Annotated in this window: 17 protein-coding genes and 1 pseudogene; 11 read left to right on the forward strand and 7 right to left on the reverse strand. The window is 72.4% G+C overall.

Annotated elements, in window-relative coordinates:
• Window positions 1-27: 27 nt before the first annotated feature.
• Window positions 28-366 (reverse strand): cyclic-phosphate processing receiver domain-containing protein, encoded by a 339-nt coding sequence (locus WN71_RS35315; protein WP_079178370.1) that lies wholly within the window; start codon window positions 364-366, stop codon window positions 28-30.
• 351 nt (window positions 367-717) lie between these two features.
• Here WN71_RS35315 and WN71_RS35320 point away from each other — a divergent pair, with 351 nt between their 5' ends.
• Window positions 718-1,332, forward strand: a complete 615-nt coding sequence (locus tag WN71_RS35320; RefSeq protein WP_046592117.1) for a hypothetical protein — start codon at window positions 718-720, stop codon at window positions 1,330-1,332.
• A gap of 15 nt (window positions 1,333-1,347) precedes the next feature.
• On the forward strand, window positions 1,348-1,833 hold the full coding sequence (locus WN71_RS41630) for a hypothetical protein (protein ID WP_143074920.1): 486 nt from the start codon (window positions 1,348-1,350) through the stop codon (window positions 1,831-1,833).
• A gap of 109 nt (window positions 1,834-1,942) precedes the next feature.
• On the opposite strand, the gene WN71_RS35325 is transcribed toward WN71_RS41630, so the two are convergent.
• On the reverse strand, window positions 1,943-2,572 hold the full coding sequence (locus WN71_RS35325) for a hypothetical protein (protein WP_046592118.1): 630 nt from the start codon (window positions 2,570-2,572) through the stop codon (window positions 1,943-1,945).
• A gap of 174 nt (window positions 2,573-2,746) precedes the next feature.
• Window positions 2,747-3,529 (reverse strand): SDR family oxidoreductase, encoded by a 783-nt coding sequence (locus WN71_RS35330; RefSeq protein ID WP_046592119.1) that lies wholly within the window; start codon window positions 3,527-3,529, stop codon window positions 2,747-2,749.
• Window positions 3,530-3,716: 187 nt separating this feature from the next.
• Between WN71_RS35330 and WN71_RS35335 the strand changes: the two genes are divergently transcribed.
• Window positions 3,717-4,631, forward strand: a complete 915-nt coding sequence (locus WN71_RS35335; RefSeq protein ID WP_046592120.1) for a helix-turn-helix domain-containing protein — start codon at window positions 3,717-3,719, stop codon at window positions 4,629-4,631.
• Window positions 4,632-4,658: 27 nt separating this feature from the next.
• On the opposite strand, the gene WN71_RS35340 is transcribed toward WN71_RS35335, so the two are convergent.
• Window positions 4,659-5,519 carry a TIGR02452 family protein gene (locus tag WN71_RS35340; RefSeq protein WP_046592121.1) on the reverse strand — a complete coding sequence of 287 codons (861 nt, stop codon included), beginning with the start codon at window positions 5,517-5,519 and terminating at the stop codon, window positions 4,659-4,661.
• A 280-nt stretch (window positions 5,520-5,799) separates the two neighbouring features.
• Between WN71_RS35340 and egtA the strand changes: the two genes are divergently transcribed.
• Genes egtA through egtD form a run of 4 tightly spaced genes read left to right on the forward strand, consistent with a single transcriptional unit; the run spans window position 5,800 to window position 10,188 of the window.
• Window positions 5,800-7,125: an ergothioneine biosynthesis glutamate--cysteine ligase EgtA gene (egtA, locus tag WN71_RS35345; protein ID WP_046592122.1), complete on the forward strand. Its 1,326-nt coding sequence runs from the start codon at window positions 5,800-5,802 to the stop codon at window positions 7,123-7,125.
• Complete coding sequence (egtB, locus tag WN71_RS35350; protein WP_046592123.1) at window positions 7,122-8,438, forward strand: ergothioneine biosynthesis protein EgtB; 1,317 nt, start codon at window positions 7,122-7,124, stop codon at window positions 8,436-8,438. The genes egtA and egtB overlap by 4 nt, the downstream gene beginning before the upstream one ends.
• Entirely contained in the window at window positions 8,438-9,229 is a 792-nt protein-coding gene (egtC, locus tag WN71_RS35355) for an ergothioneine biosynthesis protein EgtC (RefSeq protein ID WP_046592124.1), read from the forward strand. Before egtB ends, egtC begins: the two co-directional genes overlap by 1 nt.
• Window positions 9,226-10,188, forward strand: coding sequence for an L-histidine N(alpha)-methyltransferase (egtD, locus tag WN71_RS35360; RefSeq protein WP_046592125.1), 963 nt, complete (start codon window positions 9,226-9,228; stop codon window positions 10,186-10,188). The genes egtC and egtD overlap by 4 nt, the downstream gene beginning before the upstream one ends.
• 122 nt (window positions 10,189-10,310) lie before the next feature.
• Here egtD and WN71_RS35365 read toward each other — a convergent pair.
• Window positions 10,311-10,737, reverse strand: a pseudogene (locus tag WN71_RS35365) (hypothetical protein).
• Between the two features lie 194 nt (window positions 10,738-10,931).
• Here WN71_RS35365 and WN71_RS35370 point away from each other — a divergent pair.
• Window positions 10,932-11,147, forward strand: coding sequence for a dodecin (locus WN71_RS35370; RefSeq protein ID WP_046592126.1), 216 nt, complete (start codon window positions 10,932-10,934; stop codon window positions 11,145-11,147).
• 91 nt (window positions 11,148-11,238) lie between these two features.
• On the opposite strand, the gene WN71_RS35375 is transcribed toward WN71_RS35370, so the two are convergent.
• On the reverse strand, window positions 11,239-11,730 hold the full coding sequence (locus tag WN71_RS35375; RefSeq protein ID WP_046592127.1) for a phosphatase domain-containing protein: 492 nt from the start codon (window positions 11,728-11,730) through the stop codon (window positions 11,239-11,241).
• Between the two features lie 68 nt (window positions 11,731-11,798).
• Between WN71_RS35375 and WN71_RS35380 the strand changes: the two genes are divergently transcribed.
• From WN71_RS35380 to WN71_RS35390, 3 genes are all read left to right on the forward strand, one after another.
• Entirely contained in the window at window positions 11,799-12,578 is a 780-nt protein-coding gene (locus WN71_RS35380; RefSeq protein ID WP_046592128.1) for a DUF4389 domain-containing protein, read from the forward strand.
• A gap of 10 nt (window positions 12,579-12,588) precedes the next feature.
• Window positions 12,589-13,383 carry a nucleotidyl transferase AbiEii/AbiGii toxin family protein gene (locus WN71_RS35385; RefSeq protein ID WP_079178374.1) on the forward strand — a complete coding sequence of 265 codons (795 nt, stop codon included), beginning with the start codon at window positions 12,589-12,591 and terminating at the stop codon, window positions 13,381-13,383.
• 120 nt (window positions 13,384-13,503) lie between these two features.
• The gene (locus WN71_RS35390) at window positions 13,504-14,514 is read left to right on the forward strand and encodes an LLM class flavin-dependent oxidoreductase (protein ID WP_046592129.1); all 1,011 of its coding nucleotides are present in this window, start codon (window positions 13,504-13,506) and stop codon (window positions 14,512-14,514) included.
• A gap of 16 nt (window positions 14,515-14,530) precedes the next feature.
• On the opposite strand, the gene WN71_RS35395 is transcribed toward WN71_RS35390, so the two are convergent.
• On the reverse strand, window positions 14,531-17,041 hold the full coding sequence (locus tag WN71_RS35395) for an ATP-dependent Clp protease ATP-binding subunit (RefSeq protein ID WP_071369919.1): 2,511 nt from the start codon (window positions 17,039-17,041) through the stop codon (window positions 14,531-14,533).
• Window positions 17,042-17,090 lie beyond the last annotated feature (49 nt).

Genomic DNA, 17,090 nt, shown 5'->3' on the forward strand with positions numbered 1-17,090 from the left:
TTGGCGGGCCGTCATGCAAGATCGAGGCTAGACCGTCGCCCGCCGGACCCGGTAGTTCCAGAATGTGAGCGACCGGACGACGGTCTCGGCGCCGATGGGGTTGGCACTGTGCACGAAGACCGTACCGATGCGGAAGGGCCGTCCGTCGAAGGCGGCTTCTTCCAGGAGAGTCACCACGGGCAGGATGCTGTCGTCGCCGCCGAGGTCGTGGTCGAGCCAGAGTTCGTCGATGAAGCAGTCACGGTGCTCTTGAAGGAGCTCCACACCTTCGCGGCTACTGCGCGCGATCCGCGTGGCCCAGGGCAGCGGCCGGAGATCATCGATGCCGAGGATGACCGGCGCCGGTACGGGCGACTCTTCTCTCACCCGACCATCATCACGATGGCGTCAACTGACCAGCCGGATCGGTCCGTCAGCCTCTCCGGCGACTGTAACGAAGATTCGGGACCAGGTTCCAGAATCAAGCCTTTGGCCCCCTTGGTTGAATTAAGAGATGATCGAATGAACAACGTTCACCAGGCGGCGCAATCGACACGTGCCGCCGGAAGCGCGGAGTCCGGCCTATATTCGCGGGGTCACTGCATGGCCAATGACCCGCGGCAGTCGGCAAGCTCAAGCCTTGCTCAGACTTGATCGCTTTTCCTTGATGATCACCCATGGATCCATGATTGTTATGTCCATGCCGCTCCCGGGGGAGGGAGCGAAATGGAAGGAACCATGAACGCCATAGCTCGCTCGTGCACCGCCACCACTCTGACCGCCTTTCTCATCGTGGGAGCCGGCGGGTCGGGCAGCGCTTTCGCCGAAGACGCCCCGACGGCGGTCAATGCCGACCAGGACGGGAGCCCGATCCCTCAGGCGCCCGACGACGCCGACGTCGACGGTCCGGCCGTCGGCGTCGGTCCGGTGCACCCGGACGGTTGCCCGCCCGATCCGACTGTCTCATTCACGAAGGTCAAGAGCACGTTCGTCGGCGACAAGAGCAAGACCGTCTACGGACAGTCCGGCATCACGCTCAAGGTTGAGGTCGCCAAGGGGCACACCTGGACCGGCACCTTCACCTATGCGGCAAAGATCGAGGAGTCGATCATCGTTGCTTCCGCTGAAGAGACCATCAGCGGCTCGATCTCCTACGCGAAGACCACCACCGTCACCCTTGGCGGAACGTGGAAGGTTCCGGCGAGTCAGCGGGACGGATGGCTCGCCCTCGGCTCGAAGGGATACTCCTTCAACTGGGAACGGGGCTCCTACAACGGCGGCTGCAAGTGGATCGTCTCGAACCACGGGACGGCCAAGCTCCCGGCGCTCTCGCCCTACATCGCCCACTCGTGAGTCAAGGACGATCTGATGAAGCCTTCCCTGCTGGCCGTCGGCCTTTCGGCCCTCGTGCTCGTGTCGGCCTGTTCCGGTGGCGCTCACGCACGGGCAACCGCGACCCACGGGACGACGACGAAGCCAAGCGCGCCCCCCTCCCAGGCACAGACCCCGACCAGTCCGGATCGCCTGCCCAATCCGCTCCAGTCGCCGCTCCCTGTCGGAACGAAGACGCTGTACACGGGATCGGGTCACGGTGCAGGCGGGGTCACGCTTCCCGCGTCAGCGGGGAAGGCTTCCTCCATCACCGTGAGGTGGACCTGCGCGGGCCCGTCCAAGTTCGACATCGTCGCCACCGGAAAGCCACTCGCCGGGTCTCAATGCGGTGATGGCAGCGGCGTGTTCACCGCCGAGATTCCGCACGCCCATATGCGCGAACTGGCGTGGCAGTTCTCGGCAGCCGATTCGGTGATATGGCGAATCGTCGTGACCCAGCCGCCCGTGGCCGGCCCGCAATGACAGAAGCCCACAGCATCCGAACTGGTCGGAGCTGAGGGCTTCTTCGGTGTCGTCGGTCAGTTGCGCCGGTGGCGATCAGTGCACCGGCCGATGAGATCGCGCGGAGGGCTCAGGCGGGCGTCTGGTCGTCGGCGGCGGCCTGGCGACGGCCCCCGTACGAGGCGACCAGTGCGTCGGCCACGGCCGTCGCGTCCGCGTCGGCCACGTCCGCCGGGTATTCCGGCAGGAGGTCGTCCCAGACGGGCATCCACGACCCGTAGAGCTGGGCCTGGCCCTCGGGCCGGGCGAAGAACCAGATGTGCAGGTGCGCGGCTCCGTCGCCGATCCGGTAGACGTGGGCTCGGGAGACATGTGGCAGTGCCTGCACATGGCGGACGATGTGCGTGGTGAGCACCCCGAGTTCGGCGGCCATCTCATCGGGCAGGTCCGCCATGTCGTAGTGGTCGCGGGGGAACAGCATCAGCACCAAGGGCACGCCGACGCCCGTGACCCGGGCCAGCCGCCAGCGTTCGTCGAACCAGATGCCCTCGTCCCGCTCGCGGCACGGGTCGCAGTTCGCCGGATCCTCGCCGTGCCGTTCCGGCTCGGGCAGCGTGGGCGCACGCAGCGGCGCGACGCGAAGCCCCTCTGGTTCGAAGGGACTTATCTCCCAACTGGTCATCCGCGCCAACGGAAGCCTCAGCTCACCGTCCGCGGCCGCGCGTGCATGGTCGTAGAACTCATCAGGTCGTAAGGCCATGATCGGAGACTAGCGGGGCCCACGGGGGCCGTGCCCGTGCCGGACGCGTGCCATCTCGTGCGGGAACCACGAGAACCATGAGAACCACGGGAACGGCAGGGAACGGCAGAGAGCGGCAGAGAACGGCAGGGAAGCCATCGGCCGTCGCCCGGCACGCCGTGCAACAGTCGTCCCTCAGAAGTCGGCGACCACGGCCGCGTTCCTCCGGCCCGGGAGCATCGAGAGCGCCTGTGAGCGCTGCGCCACCAGTTCGTCGTACGTGCCGTCGCGCTCGGCCCACCGGTGCATCAGGACCCGGTCGACGAGGATCTCGCGCGGAGTGGGCTCGGTCCCCAGCAGGTCCATCACCTCGGTGGCGAAGTCGCCGAGCGGCAGCGCGTGCGGGTTCACCTTCTCCTGTCCTGCCGTGGCAACGGCCGGGGGGACGAGCTCGACGACGCCGACGCCGGTGCCCTCCAGCTGCGCGCGCAGCGCTTCGGTGTAGGAGTGCACGGCCGCCTTCGACGCGGCGTAGCTGGGCATGGGCGGGAAGGGCAGGAAGGCGATGCCGGAGGTGACGGTGACGAAGGTGCCGGCGCCCCGCTGGACCAGGTGCGGGGTGAAGGCGTCGAGGACTCGGACGGTGCCGAGCAGGTTGGTGTCGATCGTCGTTGCCGCCACCTCGAAGTGCGCGGGGTCGCGCAGGTCCTCCAGGAGCATGACGCCCGACATGGTCACCACGGTGTCCAGTTCCGGGTACCGGGCGAGCACGGCGTCACGGGCAGAGGCGACGGAAGCGCTGTCGGTGACGTCCATGGCGAACGTGCCGAAGCCGTCTGCGGCGAGTTCCGCGAGTGCCTCCGCGCTGCGGCCGGCGACGGCCACGACGCTGCCCGCCGCGGCGAAACGGCGGGCCAGCTCCCGCCCGATACCCGAGGTTCCGCCGACGACGAGAACGGTGCGATTCGAGAGATCCACGAGATCTTCCCTTCAGTGCGAAGCGCCGACGGCGTTCAGGCCCGGCGCGGACGGTGGTGTTCCCCGTCTCCTGCGAAGCGGTGTCCTCGCAGTCTTGGCGGCATGCGCCGGATGTGGCAGGGCCTCCGTCTTCCCTGGTCCTGCCAGGGCCCCCGCTGAGCTGCGCCCACCGCATTACGGTGTCGGTATGAAGGACGAGGAATCCGGCAACCGGCTCGGCAGCTATCTACGCGCCCGGCGTGAGCTGGTCTCCCCGGAGCAGGCAGGACTCCCGCCGGGCGGACACCGCCGCGTGCCGGGCCTGCGCCGTGAGGAGGTCGCCCTGCTCGCCGGGATCAGTCCCGACTACTACCTGCGCCTGGAGCGGGGCCGTGACAGGAACCCCTCGGCCCAGGTCCTCGCAGCACTCGCGCGCGTCCTGCGGCTCGACGACGTCGAGCGGACGTATCTCCTCGGCCTGGCGACGGCGCGTCCCCGGACGCCACGCCGCAAGCGGCCCGAGCACGTACCGGCGCGGGTGCACGAGTTGCTCGCCCACCTTCAGATCCCCGCGTTCGTCGAAGGGCGCGCCTTCGATGTCCTGGCCTCCAACCCCATGGCCGTCGCGCTCTCCCCCCGACTGCGGCCCGGCCAGAACAGGCTGCGCTCGCTCCTCCTCGACCCCGAGGAGCAGGCATTCCACCAGGACTGGGCGAAGGCCACCGCGGATTTCGTCGCCGCCCTTCGCACCACCATCGGCGACGACACCGACAATCCCCGGTTCGTCGAACTCGTCGGAGAACTCGCCCTGTCCAGTCAGCGGTTCCGCACCCTGTGGGCGCGCCACGACGTCCGCGGTCTCGACGGCGGCACGACCACGGTCCACCACCCCGTCGTCGGTGACCTGCGCCTCCACCGGGACAAACTCCCCGTCGACGACGTCATCCTCGTCGTCTACTACCCCGACAAGGACAGCGACAGCGACGAGAAGATGCGGCTCCTCGCCGCACTCTCACTCACCGAGACCGAGAGCGAGAGCGAGAGCAAGTCCCAGTCCGAGACCGAGTCCGCGGGCACGGCACACGGCACCCCGGCGATCGGTCCTCTCCCGAAGGCACCCTGACGCGACCCGAACGCCCGGCGGGCCCCCTCAGCCCTCCGGGAACGCCCGCGCGAAAGCCCCTCGCACGACCGCCCCCTCGCTCCGGTCCAGCACCCCGAACACCACCTGCTCGAACATTCCCTCGAATCGGCCGCCGGGGCCCAGCAGCCCGCGGAAGGCGCCCGCGACCTGCGCGGGGTCGTTGCGGAACACCCCGCAGCCCCAGGCGCCCAGCACCAGCCGCGGGTAGCGGTGGGCGGCGGCGGTCTCCAGCACCCGTTCGGCCCGTGCCGCGAGCGCGCGCGGCAGCAGCGGCGCGCGCTCCGGCGCCGTACGCAGGACGACTCCCGCGTTCGGTGCGGGCGAGGTCAGGAATCCGGCGGCGTACGGCTCGTCGAGGAGCCGGCCGCGGTCGTCGCGGAAGACGGGCACGGCGGGTGAGTGGACGACACGGTCCGTGTAGAACGGGTCGCGGTGGGCCCGATGGTGGGCGTAGAACCCGTCGGCCTCCCGCAGGCACGTGTACAGGGCGGAGGCGCGGCACAGGTCCTCCTCCTGGGCCTTGGCGCCTCTGACGTAGCCGCCGCCCGGGTTGCGGGCCGAGGCGAAGTTCAGCACCGCGACGGGGCCGGGCAACCCGACCGCGACGGGGCCGCGCGGCCCGCGGCCGGTCAGCCGGCGCGCGGCCTGGAGGCTGCTCTCGGCGGTGACCTCGAAGACCGTGTCGTAGGACCCGGGAGCGGCCGAGGCGTCGAGCGCCACCGGTTCGGGGCCGTACACCCGCGTGCCCGCCCGTGCCGCGTCGATCGCGGCCTTCAGCGAGACCGTGCGGCCGTCCGGCGCGCGGTACTCCCCCGCCGCGACGATCCGCTCGTTCTCCTGCGCGATGCCGTGCAGCCGCGCGCTCACGGCGCCACCCCCGTGTGCGCGACGCCGTGCAGACGCGCGCTCATGGCGCCACCCCCGTGTGCGCCATGCCCGCGCGCCGCGCGGCGTCCCCCGTCGTGCTCATGAACGCATCGTGAGCGATGCTGGACGTGCCGTGCAACAGAGTTTCCCGGCAGAGGAAACACCGTCGAAACGGAGGTGACGAACCCCGGACGTCCCGTGGGGCACCCTTGTGCGATTCGATGCGAGGGGCTTGTCTGGGACGAGTGCTGCCAACGGGAAGCTCAGAGAGGATCCCGACATGCCGGAAACGTCAACAGCATCGGAGAGCGACGGCGGCGACTGTACGGCGCCCCGCACCGCACTCTCCGCAGCCGAGGTGGAGGCCCTGGTCAGGGGCATCTGCTTCAAGACCGGACCGCCCCGCTTCCTCGGTGTGGAAGTGGAATGGCTGATCCACGAGCTGCGTGATCCGCGGCTCCCCGTCCCACCCGAACGACTCGAGGCGGCCTACGCCGCCGTTCGATCGGTGCCTCTGAGGTCGGCGCTCACCGTCGAGCCCGGCGGCCAGCTGGAGCTCAGCTCGCCCCCCGCCGCCTCCCTGACCGAGTGCATCGACACCGTCTCCGCCGACCTCGCCGCCGTCCGCGCGGTGCTCCGCGGCGACGGCCTCGGCCTGGTCGGCCTCGGCCACGACCCCTGGCACCCTCCCCGCCGGTTCCTGCGCCAGCCGCGCTACGACGCGATGGAGGCCTGCCTGGACCGCACCGGCCCGGCAGGCCGTCGCATGATGTGCACCTCGGCCTCGGTGCAGGTGTGCCTGGACGCCGGGCAGGAGGAGCCCGGCCCGCTGGGCCACGGGCGCCGCTGGTGGCTCTCCCACCAGCTCGGCGCGGTCCTGGTGGCCGCGTTCGCGAACTCGCCGCTGCTGGGCGGCGAGCCGACCGGCTGGGTCTCCACCCGCCAGCTGCTGTGGATGGAGATAGGCACCGGCCGGGCCGGCGGCCCGCCGCTGGACGGCGACCCGCGGGCCTCGTGGGCCCGCCATGTGCTGGACTCGCCGGTGATGTGCGTCCGCGAGGACAGCGGCGGCCCGTGGGCGGTGCCCGACGGGCTGACCTTCCGCGAATGGACCCGCTCGGGCGCGCCCAGACCCCCCACCCAGGAGGATCTCGACTACCACCTCACCACGCTGTTCCCACCGGTCAGACCGCGCGGCCACCTCGAACTGCGGATGATCGACGCGCAGCCCGGGGACGACGGGTGGATCGTGCCGCTCGCGGTGACGGCGGCGCTCTTCGACGACCCGGAGGCCGCCGAGACGGCGTACCGGGCGGTGAAGCCGCTCGCCGAGCGGGCCCTGAACCTGCCCGCGCCGCACAACCCGCTGTACCTGGACGCGGCCCGCTACGGCCTGGCCGACCCCGAGCTGCGCGAGGCCGCCGAGATCTGCTTCACGGCCGCGCTCGGGGCGCTGCCCCGGATCGGCGCCCGCGAGCAGGTCACGGCCGCCGTCGCCGACCATCTCGACCGCTATGTCCGCAGGGGCCGCTGTCCCGCCGACGACCTGCTCGACCAGCTGCGCGACACGGACGCGCGCGCTCACGGGAAGGACATCCGCACATGACCGACCCCGCCCTCGACGCCGAGAGCGTCCGCGAGCGGGCGCTCGCCTCGCTGATCACCGCCCGCGACCGCACCACCCTGCTGACCACCTGTGTCGAAGAGCCGGACCTGATCGCGCAGCACTCCCCGCTGATGTCGCCCCTCGTGTGGGACCTCGCGCACATCGGCAACCAGGAGGAGCTGTGGCTGCTGCGCAACGTCGGCGGCCGGGAGGCGATGCGGCCCGAGATCGACAGTCTCTACGACGCCTTCGAGCACCCGCGCGCCGAGCGCCCGAGGCTGCCGCTGCTGCCGCCCGAGGAGGCCCGGCGGTACGCGGCCGAGGTCCGCGGGCGCGCGCTCGACCTGCTGGAGAGCACCGCCTTCCACGGGTCGCTGCTGACCGAGGCGGGCTTCGCCTTCGGGATGATCGCCCAGCACGAACAGCAGCACGACGAGACCATGCTGATCACCCATCAGCTGCGCACCGGGCCGCAGGTGCTCACCGCCCCGGACCCGGAACCCGCGGGCGCCTTCACCGGACCGGCCGAAGTCCTCGTGCCGGGCGGCCCGTTCACCATGGGCACCTCCACCGAGCCGTGGGCGCTGGACAACGAACGGCCCGCGCACCGGCGGGAGGTGGAGTCCTTCTGGATCGACACCACCCCCGTCACCAACGGCGCCTACCTCGCCTTCATCGAGGACGGCGGCTACGACGACCCCCGCTGGTGGACCGACGAGGGCTGGGGGCACGTGCGCCGCGCCTCCCTCACCGCGCCGCTGTACTGGCACCGCGAGGCCGGGCAGTGGCTGCGCCGCCGGTTCGGCGCCACCGAGGTCGTACCGCCCGACGAGCCGGTGCTGCACGTGTGCTGGTACGAGGCCGACGCCTACGCCCGCTGGGCCGGACGGCGGCTGCCGACGGAGGCCGAGTGGGAGAAGGCGGCCCGCCACGACCCCGCGCAGGATCGCTCGACGCGCTACCCCTGGGGCGACGACGAACCGGCCCCGCACCACGCCAACCTCGGACAGCGCCATCTGCGCCCGGCCCCGGCGGGCAGCTACCCCAAGGGCGAGTCCCCGCTGGGCGTACGGCAGTTGATCGGCGACGTGTGGGAGTGGACGGCGAGCGACTTCCTGCCGTACCCGGGCTTCCGGGCGTTCCCGTACAAGGAGTACTCGGAGGTGTTCTTCGGCCCCGAGTACAAGGTGCTGCGCGGCGGTTCCTTCGCCGTCGACCCGGTCGCCTGCCGGGGCACCTTCCGCAACTGGGACTACCCGATCCGGCGGCAGATCTTCTCCGGCTTCCGCACGGCCCGTTCGGCAGCGGCCTGATGTGCCGTCATCTGGCCTACCTGGGGCCGCCGTTGCCGCTCGGGCGGCTGCTGGTGGAGCCGCCGCACGCGCTGTACCGCCAGTCGTGGGCCCCGCGCCGGCAGCGGCACGGCACGGTCAACGCCGACGGTTTCGGCGTCGGTTGGTACGCCGACGGCGACCCGGTGCCGGCCCGTTACCGGCGGGCCGGGCCGATCTGGGCGGACCTGTCCTTCGCGGACCTGGCGCGGGTGGTGCGCAGCGGCGCCGTGCTCGCGGCGGTGCGCGACGCCACGCTGGCGGGCGCGGACGCGGAGGCCGCGGCGGCACCCTTCGCCGCGGACCGCCTGCTGTTCAGCCACAACGGCGCGGTCGCGGGCTGGCCGGGCTCGCTCGCGTCCCTGGTGAGCACCCTGCCCGCGCGGGACCTGCTCTCGCTGGAGGCCCGCAGCGACTCGGCGCTCATCTGGGCGCTGGTCGTGAACCGTCTGCGCGGCGGCGACGACCTCGGCCAGGCCCTCGCCGACACCGTCCTGGAGGTGGCCGAGGCAGCCCCCGGATCCCGCCTCAACCTCCTGCTCACCGACGGCGACACGATCGCCGCGACCGCCTGGGGCGACACCCTCTTCCATCTGGCCGAGCCCGGCCACGGCACCGTCGTGGCCTCCGAGCCGTACGACGACGACCCCCGCTGGCAGGAGGTCCCCGACCGCACCCTGCTGGTGGCGAGCCGCACCGACGTGCTCCTCACCCCGCTCAAGGACCTGAAGTACGACTCGGCACCCGCACCACGCAAGGAGCCCTGTACGTGAGTCCGTTCCTGATCACCCGCACCCTGCCCGAGGACGCCACGGACGCCGCGCTGCGCGCCGACGTCCTCCTCGGACTGACCCGCACCCCCAAGACCCTGCCGCCCAAGTGGTTCTACGACGCCCACGGCAGCGACCTCTTCGAACAGATCACCCGGCTGGACGAGTACTACCCGACCCGCGCCGAGCGGGAGATCCTCGTCGACCGGGCGACCGAGGTGGCCGCCGCGACCGGCGCGCGCACCCTGGTCGAACTGGGCTCCGGATCCTCGGAGAAGACCCGCCATCTACTGGACGCGCTCACGGGTCTGGCGACCTATGTTCCCGTCGACGTCAGCGAGAGCGCGCTGACCCAGGCCGGCCAGGCGCTCGCGGCCGACCGGCCCGGGCTCCAGGTCCACGCGCTGATCGCCGACTTCACCGCCCGGATGGAACTCCCCGACACACCGGGGCCCCGGCTCGTCGCCTTCCTCGGTGGCACCATCGGCAATCTGCTGCCCGCCGAACGCGCCGAGTTCCTCGCCCACATCCGCGAACTGCTCTCCCCCGGCGACGCGTTGCTGCTCGGCACCGACCTGGTCAAGGACGAACAGGTGCTCGTCAGGGCGTACGACGACGCGGCCGGGGTGACGGCCGCGTTCAACAAGAACGTCCTCGCGGTCGTCGACCGTGAACTGGGCGCCGACTTCGCCCCGGACGCCTTCGACCACGTGGCCCTGTGGGACCGGGAACACGAGTGGATCGAGATGCGGCTGCGCTCGCGCGTCGCGCAGACCGTGAAGATCCCCGTCCTCGACCTCGCCGTCGACTTCGCGGCCGGCGAGGAACTGCACACCGAGATCTCGGCGAAGTTCCGCAAGGACGGCGTTCGGTCCGAACTCTCCGCGGCGGGGCTTGAGTTGTCCCACTGGTGGACGGACCGGGAGGGACGCTTCGCGCTGTCGCTGAGCATGGCGCGCTGAGCCTCGCGGCACGCCTTCCGGGCCCGGCGGATCTCCCGCCGGGCCCGGCCCTTTGCGGTCCGCCCCCGCCAGGCCCGGCTCTTCTCGGTCCGCTCAGACCGGGCCCGGCCTTTGCGGTCCGCTCAGGCCGGGCGAGTCATGCGGGGCAGAGGGTCCGGGCGGCGGCCACCGGCCCCGCACCACGGCAGCAACTGCACGACGCCGAAGGCCACTTCCACCGCGAGGAACGGCACCAGCACCCGTGTCACGCCGTGCGCCAGCGCGTAGCCCTGCCACAGGGCGAACAGCACGCGGGCGACGCCGTCCAGCAACCCGTGCACGGGCAGTGGCCGGACGATCCGCAGCAGCGCCCACACGACCACGACCGACCCCCATGAGGTTCGCGTACAGGGTCTGCATCGGGTCGAGCGCGGGCAGGGCGCCCAGCCCGGCGCCCCGGCCCAGCGACGACAGCGCCTGGTGCACGAACGCGTACGTCCACGGCGTCGCGAAACCCGCCGTGACGACGAGACCGTGCCCTGGACGCGCGCGTCGGCACGGGCTGCCCACTGCGGGCGGCGGGCGCCACCGGCTGAACCGGCGCCCACCGTACGGATGAGGCCGCGTACGGCAGCGGAGGTCGCACGGCCGTACGGCGCTGCCTCGCGGACCGGGGCCGCATGGGGCACGGTGGAGTGACGTGGCACCCGTCCGCCCCGGCGGACCCGGGCGTGCCGCGTCACCGCCGAGAGGAGCGCACCCGCATGTCGAACCACACCTACCGGGTCACGGAGATCGTCGGCACCTCGCCGGAGGGCGTCGACCAGGCCGTCCGCAACGGCGTCACCCGTGCCTCGCAGACCCTGCACAACCTGGACTGGTTCGAGGTGACGCAGGTGCGCGGCCAGATCGAGAACGGCCAGATCGCCCACTGGCAGGTCGGCCTGAAGGTCGGCTTCCGCCTGGACGAGACGGACTGACGACGCGCACGTCCCTGGAACAGACCTCCGGTACGGACCTCCGGTACAGCACTCCGGTACAACCCTCGGGTACGGCCGTCAGGTCCGACCCTCAGGTCCGGCCCTCTCGTTCCTGGGCCGTGCCGAGTTCCGCGGACGGGGTGACCCAGCGGGCCCGTACGACGGGGAAACCCGCCTGTTCGGCGTCCGCGCAGACCAGTTCGTCGTCGTCGACCAGGACCCGGATCCGCCGGGTCCGGGCCAGGCGCCGCAGGATCTCCAGCTTGGTGCGGCGGGCGGGGCGGCGGTCGCCGTCGCGGCGCATGTGGACGCGGCCCTCGGGCAGTTCGTGCCGGGCGAGCCAGTCCAGGGTGTCCGCACGGCAGCGCTCGGGGCGGCCGGTGAGGTAGACGACCTCGCACTCCTCGGCACTCTTCCGGACCAGCGCGACACCCTGCGGAATCGGCGGGTCCTGCGGCGCCGCCGCGAAGAAGGCGTCCCAGTCCCGCGGCCTCCGTTCCAGGAACCGCTGCCGGTGCCCCGTGTCGGCGAGGGTGTTGTCGAGGTCGAAGACGGCCACCGGCCGTGCGCTGTCACGCGTCACACGGTCCACCCTAGAACGTGAACGGCCGCCGCCCGACGCGACGGCCGAACCGGCGAGGAGGCGCACCCGTGGCGAGCGATCGGTACCCGACGTGGAACGTGCCCGCAGAGGCCCCGCGGGAGTGGCTGCCCGCGCTCGACGTACCCGGCCCCGAACCGCAGAAGCGGCTCACCGTGCTGCTGCGCGCCCTCATCCTCGTCCCGCACTACATCGTGCTGTTCGTGCTGTCGATCGCCGCGTTCTTCGCCGTGGTGGCGGGCTGGTTCGCGGCGCTCGTGCTCGGCCGGCTGCCCGACTCCCTGGCCGGCTTCCTCTCCTCCTACCTGGCCTACCGGGTACGCGTCCTGGTGAGCCTGATGCTGCTGCACGGCGCCTACCCGCCGTTCGCCCTCACTCCCCCGGCGGACTTCCCCGTGAGGATCGAGCTGCGCCCGGGGCGGCTGAACCGGCTCGCGGTGTTCTTCCGGCTGATCCTGCTGATCCCGGCCGCGATCGTGCAGGGCCTGCTCGGCTCCGGCTGGTGGGTGGCGTCGTTCGTGTGGTGGCTGATCACGCTGATCCTCGGCCGGATGCCGCGCGCCCTGTTCGAGGCGACCGCGGCCGTCGTGCGCTTCTCCGTACGGTTCGACGCGTACGTGATGCTGCTGACGTCCGCCTATCCCAAGCGGCTCTTCGGGGACCGGCCCGACGAGGCCCGGACCGAACCGGCGCTCTCGTCCACCCGCCCCCTGCTGCTCTCCGGAGCGGGCAAGGCGCTGGTGGTGCTCTTCCTCGTCCTCGGCCTGGCCTCCGGCACGGCCTCCGGACTCACGCCGACCACCGAGAAGGACAACAGCCCGACATACTGAGCCGATGACCATGGACGACCCCACGGACCCCCGGCCCGGCGCCGCGCCCGCCGCCGATCCCGGCGAGCCGCTCCGCAGGCTGGCGGCCGACGTCCTCACCGCCGGCGCGCCGTACGGCCTCGCGCTCAGCGGCCAGCTGGCCGCGCTCGCCCACGGCCTGGTGGACCGGGCGGGGCCGGGCGTCGACCTCGCCACGGAGAGCCCCGCGGACATGGCCGCGATCGTCGACGCGCTCCTCGGCGGGCTCACGGTGCGCGGATGGCAGGCCCGGGAGGTGGAGACGGAGCCGCTCGGCGCGCTGCTGTCCGTGACCGACCCGGTGACGGAGGAGCGGCGCGCGGTGTCCGTGGCGAAGGAGACGTTCTGGCGGCCGCCGGTGCCGACGCCGTTCGGGCCGGTGGTCTCCGTGGACGACGTCGTCGGCACCGCGGTCAGGGCGCTCGCGGACCGGGGCCTGGCCCGCGACCTCGTCGACGCCCACGCGGCCGCCGCCCACTGGAGCCACCCCGAACTGGAGGAGCTGGGCCGCCGCCACGCCCCCGACAGCTTCGACCTCGCCGACCTCCAGTCCCGGCTGACCGGCCTCGACTGGATCGACGACCGCGAGTTCACCGCCTGCGGGCTGCCCCCGGAGTCCGTACCGGAACTCCGCCGCTGGGCCCAGGACTGGGCGAACGACATCGCGGAACGCCTGATGGAGGGCGAGGACCCGGAGGAGGACGAGCGCCTGCTGGAGGAGGACGACAGCCCGCCGGAAGCGGCCGAGGGCCCGCCGGAGGAGAACGAGGGCCTGCCGGAGCGGTGACCGGCGGAAATCCCCGGCCGCTCAACACCGGCGGAAATCCCCGGCCGCTCAACGCGGGCGGGAGACCCCGGCCCCGCAGCGCGGCGGGAATCCCCGGCCCCACAGCGCGTTGACACGAACGTGAACCCACTGATCGCCCGCACCCGCTTCTCCGTCCTCGACCGCTCTCGGATCCGTGCGGGGCGGCCGGCCGGGGAGGCGCTGCGCGACACCGTACGGCTGGCACGGGAGGCGGAGGCGCTCGGGTACCACCGGTTCTGGGTGGCCGAGCATCACGGCGTGCCCGGGGTCGCCGGGTCCGCGCCGACCGTGCTCGCCGCGGCCGTCGCCGGGGCGACCCGGACCATCCGGGTGGGGACCGGCGGGGTGATGCTGCCCAACCACCGCCCGCTGGTCGTCGCCGAACAGTTCGGCGTGCTGGAGTCCCTGTTCCCCGGGCGCATCGACATGGGCCTGGGCCGCTCCGTGGGGTTCACCGACGGGGTACGCCGGGCGCTGGGCCGCGACAAGGACGACGCCGGGGACTTCGCGGCCCAGCTCGACGAGCTGCTGGGCTGGTTCCGCGGCACGGACCCCACGGGGGTGCGCGCCCGCCCCGCGGAGGGCCTCGCCGTACCGCCGTTCGTGCTCGCGATGGGCGAGGGCGCCGCGATCGCCGCGCGGGCGGGGCTGCCCATGGTCATCGGCGACCTGCGCGACCGGGACCGGATGCTGCGCGGCATCGAGCGCTACCGGTCCCTGTTCCGGCCCTCGCCGTGGGCCGCGCGGCCGTACGTCGTCGTCTCCGGGACGGTCGCCGTCGCCGGGACGCCCGAGGAGGCCCGGCGGCTGCTGCTCCCGGAGGCGTGGTCGATGGCGCACGCCCGCACCCGCGGCACCTTCCCGCCGCTGCCGCCCGCCGAGGAGGTCGAGTCCCTCGCGTCGTCCGGCGCGATGTCCGCGAAGGAGCGCGGCTTCTACGAGGCCGGGCTCGCGGGGCAGCCGGCGGGCACCGAGGAGCAGGTCGCCGAGGCCCTGGAGGACGTGCTGAAGGAGACGGAGGCGCAGGAGGTCCTGGTCACCACCAGCACGTACGACCGCGAAGCCCTCCTGGACTCCTACCGACGGCTGGCGCGGGTGTTCCACGCCTGAGCCCGCGGGGCCGCGGCTACGACACCTCCGCCGGCTTCTCCGCGCCGACCATCACCTGCCCGTCGGCCGCGTCCACCCGGGCCCGGTCGCCCGCGACGAGCTGCCCGGACAGCAGCAGGTCGGCGAGCCGGTCGTCGACCTCGCGCTGGATGGTGCGGCGCAGCGGCCGCGCGCCGAAGTCGGGCTGGTGGCCGATGTTCGCGAGCAGGTCGGCGGCCGCGTCGGTGACCTCCAGGGAGACGTCCTGGGCGCGCAGCCTGCGCCGGGTGGCGTCGAGGAGCAGTTCGACGATCTGCCGCAGCTGGGAGCGCTCCAGGCCGCGGAAGACGATGATCTCGTCGATGCGGTTGAGGAACTCGGGGCGGAAGTGCGAGGACAGCGCGGGCATCACCGAGTCGCGGACCTTCGCGTAGTCGTCGACGCCCGCGGCGAGGATGCGGTCGGCGCCGATGTTCGACGTCATGATCACGACGGTGTTCTTGAAATCGACGGTACGGCCCTGGGAGTCGGTGAGCCGGCCGTCGTCGAGCAGTTGCAGCAGCGTGTTGAAGACGTCGGGGTGCGCCTTCTCGACCTCGTCGAGCAGCACGACGGCGTACGGCTGCCTGCGGACGGCCTCGGTGAGCTGGCCGGCCTCCTCGTGGCCGACGTATCCGGGCGGGGCCCCGACCAGGCGGGACACGGTGTGCCGCTCCTGGAACTCGCTCATGTCGAGGCGGATCATGCGGTTCTCGTCGCCGAAGAGGGCGGCGGCCAGCGCGCGGGCCAGCTCGGTCTTGCCGACGCCGGTCGGGCCGAGGAAGAGGAAGCTGCCCATCGGCCGGTTCGGGTCGCTCATCCCGGCGCGGGCGCGGCGGACCGCGCGGGCCACGGCGGTGATCGCCTCGTCCTGGCCGACGACGCGTTCGTGGAGATGCTCCTCCAGCTTCATCAGCCGCTCGCGCTCCTCCTCGGTGAGCTGGGCGACCGGGATGCCAGTGGTGCGGGAGACGACCTCGGCGATGTCGTCGGCGGTGACCTCGGGGGTGCGCTCCTCGGCCTCGCCCGCCTTGGCGACGTCGGCCTCCGCCTCCTTGATCCGGTCGCGCAGCTCCTTGGCGCGCTCGTACTCCTCGTCGGCGACGGCCTGGTCCTTCTCCCGGTTGAGGGCGGCGAGCCGGTCCTCGGCCTCGCGGGTGTCGGCGAGCGGGGTCCGGGCCCGCAGCCGAACCCGGGCGGCGGCCTGGTCCATCAGGTCGATGGCCTTGTCGGGCAGGAAGCGGGAGGTGACGTAGCGGTCGGAGAGCTCGGCCGCGGCGACGACGGCCTCGTCGGTGATACGGACCTGGTGGTGGGCCTCGTAGCGGTCGCGCAGGCCGCGCAGGATCTCGATGGTGTCGTTGACGGAGGGCTCGCCGACCAGGATCGGCGCGAAGCGGCGCTCCAGGGCGGCGTCCTTCTCGATGTGCTTGCGGTACTCGTCGACGGTGGTGGCGCCGATGAGGTGCAGTTCGCCTCGGGCGAGGGCGGGCTTGAGCATGTTCCCGGCGTCCATGGCGCCCTCGCCGCCCCCGCCCGCGCCGACGACGGTGTGCATCTCGTCGAGGAAGAGGACCAGCTCGTCGCCGTGCTCGCGGACCTCGTCGAGGAGTTTCTTCAGGCGTTCCTCGAACTCGCCGCGGTACTTGGTGCCCGCGACCATGCCGGCCAGGTCCAGGGAGACCAGCCGCTTGCCGGTGAGGGTCTTGGGCACGTCGTCGGCGACGATGCGCTGGGCGATGCCCTCGACGATGGCGGTCTTGCCGACGCCGGGGTCGCCGATCAGGACGGGGTTGTTCTTGCTGCGCCGGGAGAGCACCTCGATGGTCTGCTCGACCTCCTCGTCGCGGCCGATCACCGGGTCGAGGCGGCCGGCGCGGGCGTCCTCGGTGAGGTCCCGGCCGAACTCGTCGATCGTGGGGGTGCTGCTGGGCTTCTTGCGTTCGGGGGCGGCGCCCTCGGGGGGCATCCTGACCGGCTCCCAGCCGGTCTCGGCGAGGGCGCGTGCCGCGCTGGACTCCGGGTTGGCGGCGAGCGCGCGCAGCAGGTGTTCGGGGCCGATGTAGGAGGAGCCCTCGGCGCGGGAGAGCTGGTAGGCGTCGAGCAGGGCCCGTTTGGCGGCGGGGGTGAGGGTGACGGGGTCGGTCGGCTCGGCGGCGGTGTCCGTGGTGAGGCGGGCCCGGAGCCGGTCGGGGTCGGCGCCGGCCTCGGTGAGCAGGCGCCGGGTGGACTCGTGCTCGGTGGCGGCGGCGAGCAGGTGGCGGGCGTCGAGGTCGGCGCTGCCTTCGGCGGCGGCGATGTCCCGGGCCTGGGCGACCAGCTCGCGGGCGCGTTCGGAGAGGAGGCTGCCGACGTCGACGCGCTGCACGCGGCGGCCGGGCGAGGCGCCGCCCGCTCCGCCGGTGCCGCCGGGGCCGCCGGTCCCGCCGGTCCCGCCGAAGAAGCGGGACATCAGCTCGTCGAAATCCTCGAAGGGGCTGCGTCCGAAACCGAAACCGGGAGTAGTCATGTTCACGGGCCTTCCGTACCGCGCACAAACGGGCATGGCGCAACAAATC

Origin of the sequence: Streptomyces mangrovisoli (assembly GCF_000974985.2) — a bacterium.
Taxonomy (GTDB): domain Bacteria; phylum Actinomycetota; class Actinomycetes; order Streptomycetales; family Streptomycetaceae; genus Streptomyces; species Streptomyces mangrovisoli.

Excerpts from the sequence above, each read along its gene's own strand:
- egtA (WP_046592122.1), top strand. The coding sequence starts at position 5,800 with ATGCCGGAAACGTCAACAGCATCGGAGAGCGACGGCGGCGACTGTACG.
- WN71_RS35335 (WP_046592120.1), top strand. The coding sequence starts at position 3,717 with ATGAAGGACGAGGAATCCGGCAACCGGCTCGGCAGCTATCTACGCGCC.
- egtB (WP_046592123.1), top strand. The coding sequence starts at position 7,122 with ATGACCGACCCCGCCCTCGACGCCGAGAGCGTCCGCGAGCGGGCGCTC.
- WN71_RS35325 (WP_046592118.1), bottom strand. The coding sequence starts at position 2,572 with ATGGCCTTACGACCTGATGAGTTCTACGACCATGCACGCGCGGCCGCG.
- egtC (WP_046592124.1), top strand. The coding sequence starts at position 8,438 with ATGTGCCGTCATCTGGCCTACCTGGGGCCGCCGTTGCCGCTCGGGCGG.
- WN71_RS41630 (WP_143074920.1), top strand. The coding sequence starts at position 1,348 with ATGAAGCCTTCCCTGCTGGCCGTCGGCCTTTCGGCCCTCGTGCTCGTG.
- WN71_RS35385 (WP_079178374.1), top strand. The coding sequence starts at position 12,589 with ATGGACGACCCCACGGACCCCCGGCCCGGCGCCGCGCCCGCCGCCGAT.
- WN71_RS35370 (WP_046592126.1), top strand. The coding sequence starts at position 10,932 with ATGTCGAACCACACCTACCGGGTCACGGAGATCGTCGGCACCTCGCCG.
- WN71_RS35395 (WP_071369919.1), bottom strand. The coding sequence starts at position 17,041 with ATGACTACTCCCGGTTTCGGTTTCGGACGCAGCCCCTTCGAGGATTTC.
- WN71_RS35320 (WP_046592117.1), top strand. The coding sequence starts at position 718 with ATGAACGCCATAGCTCGCTCGTGCACCGCCACCACTCTGACCGCCTTT.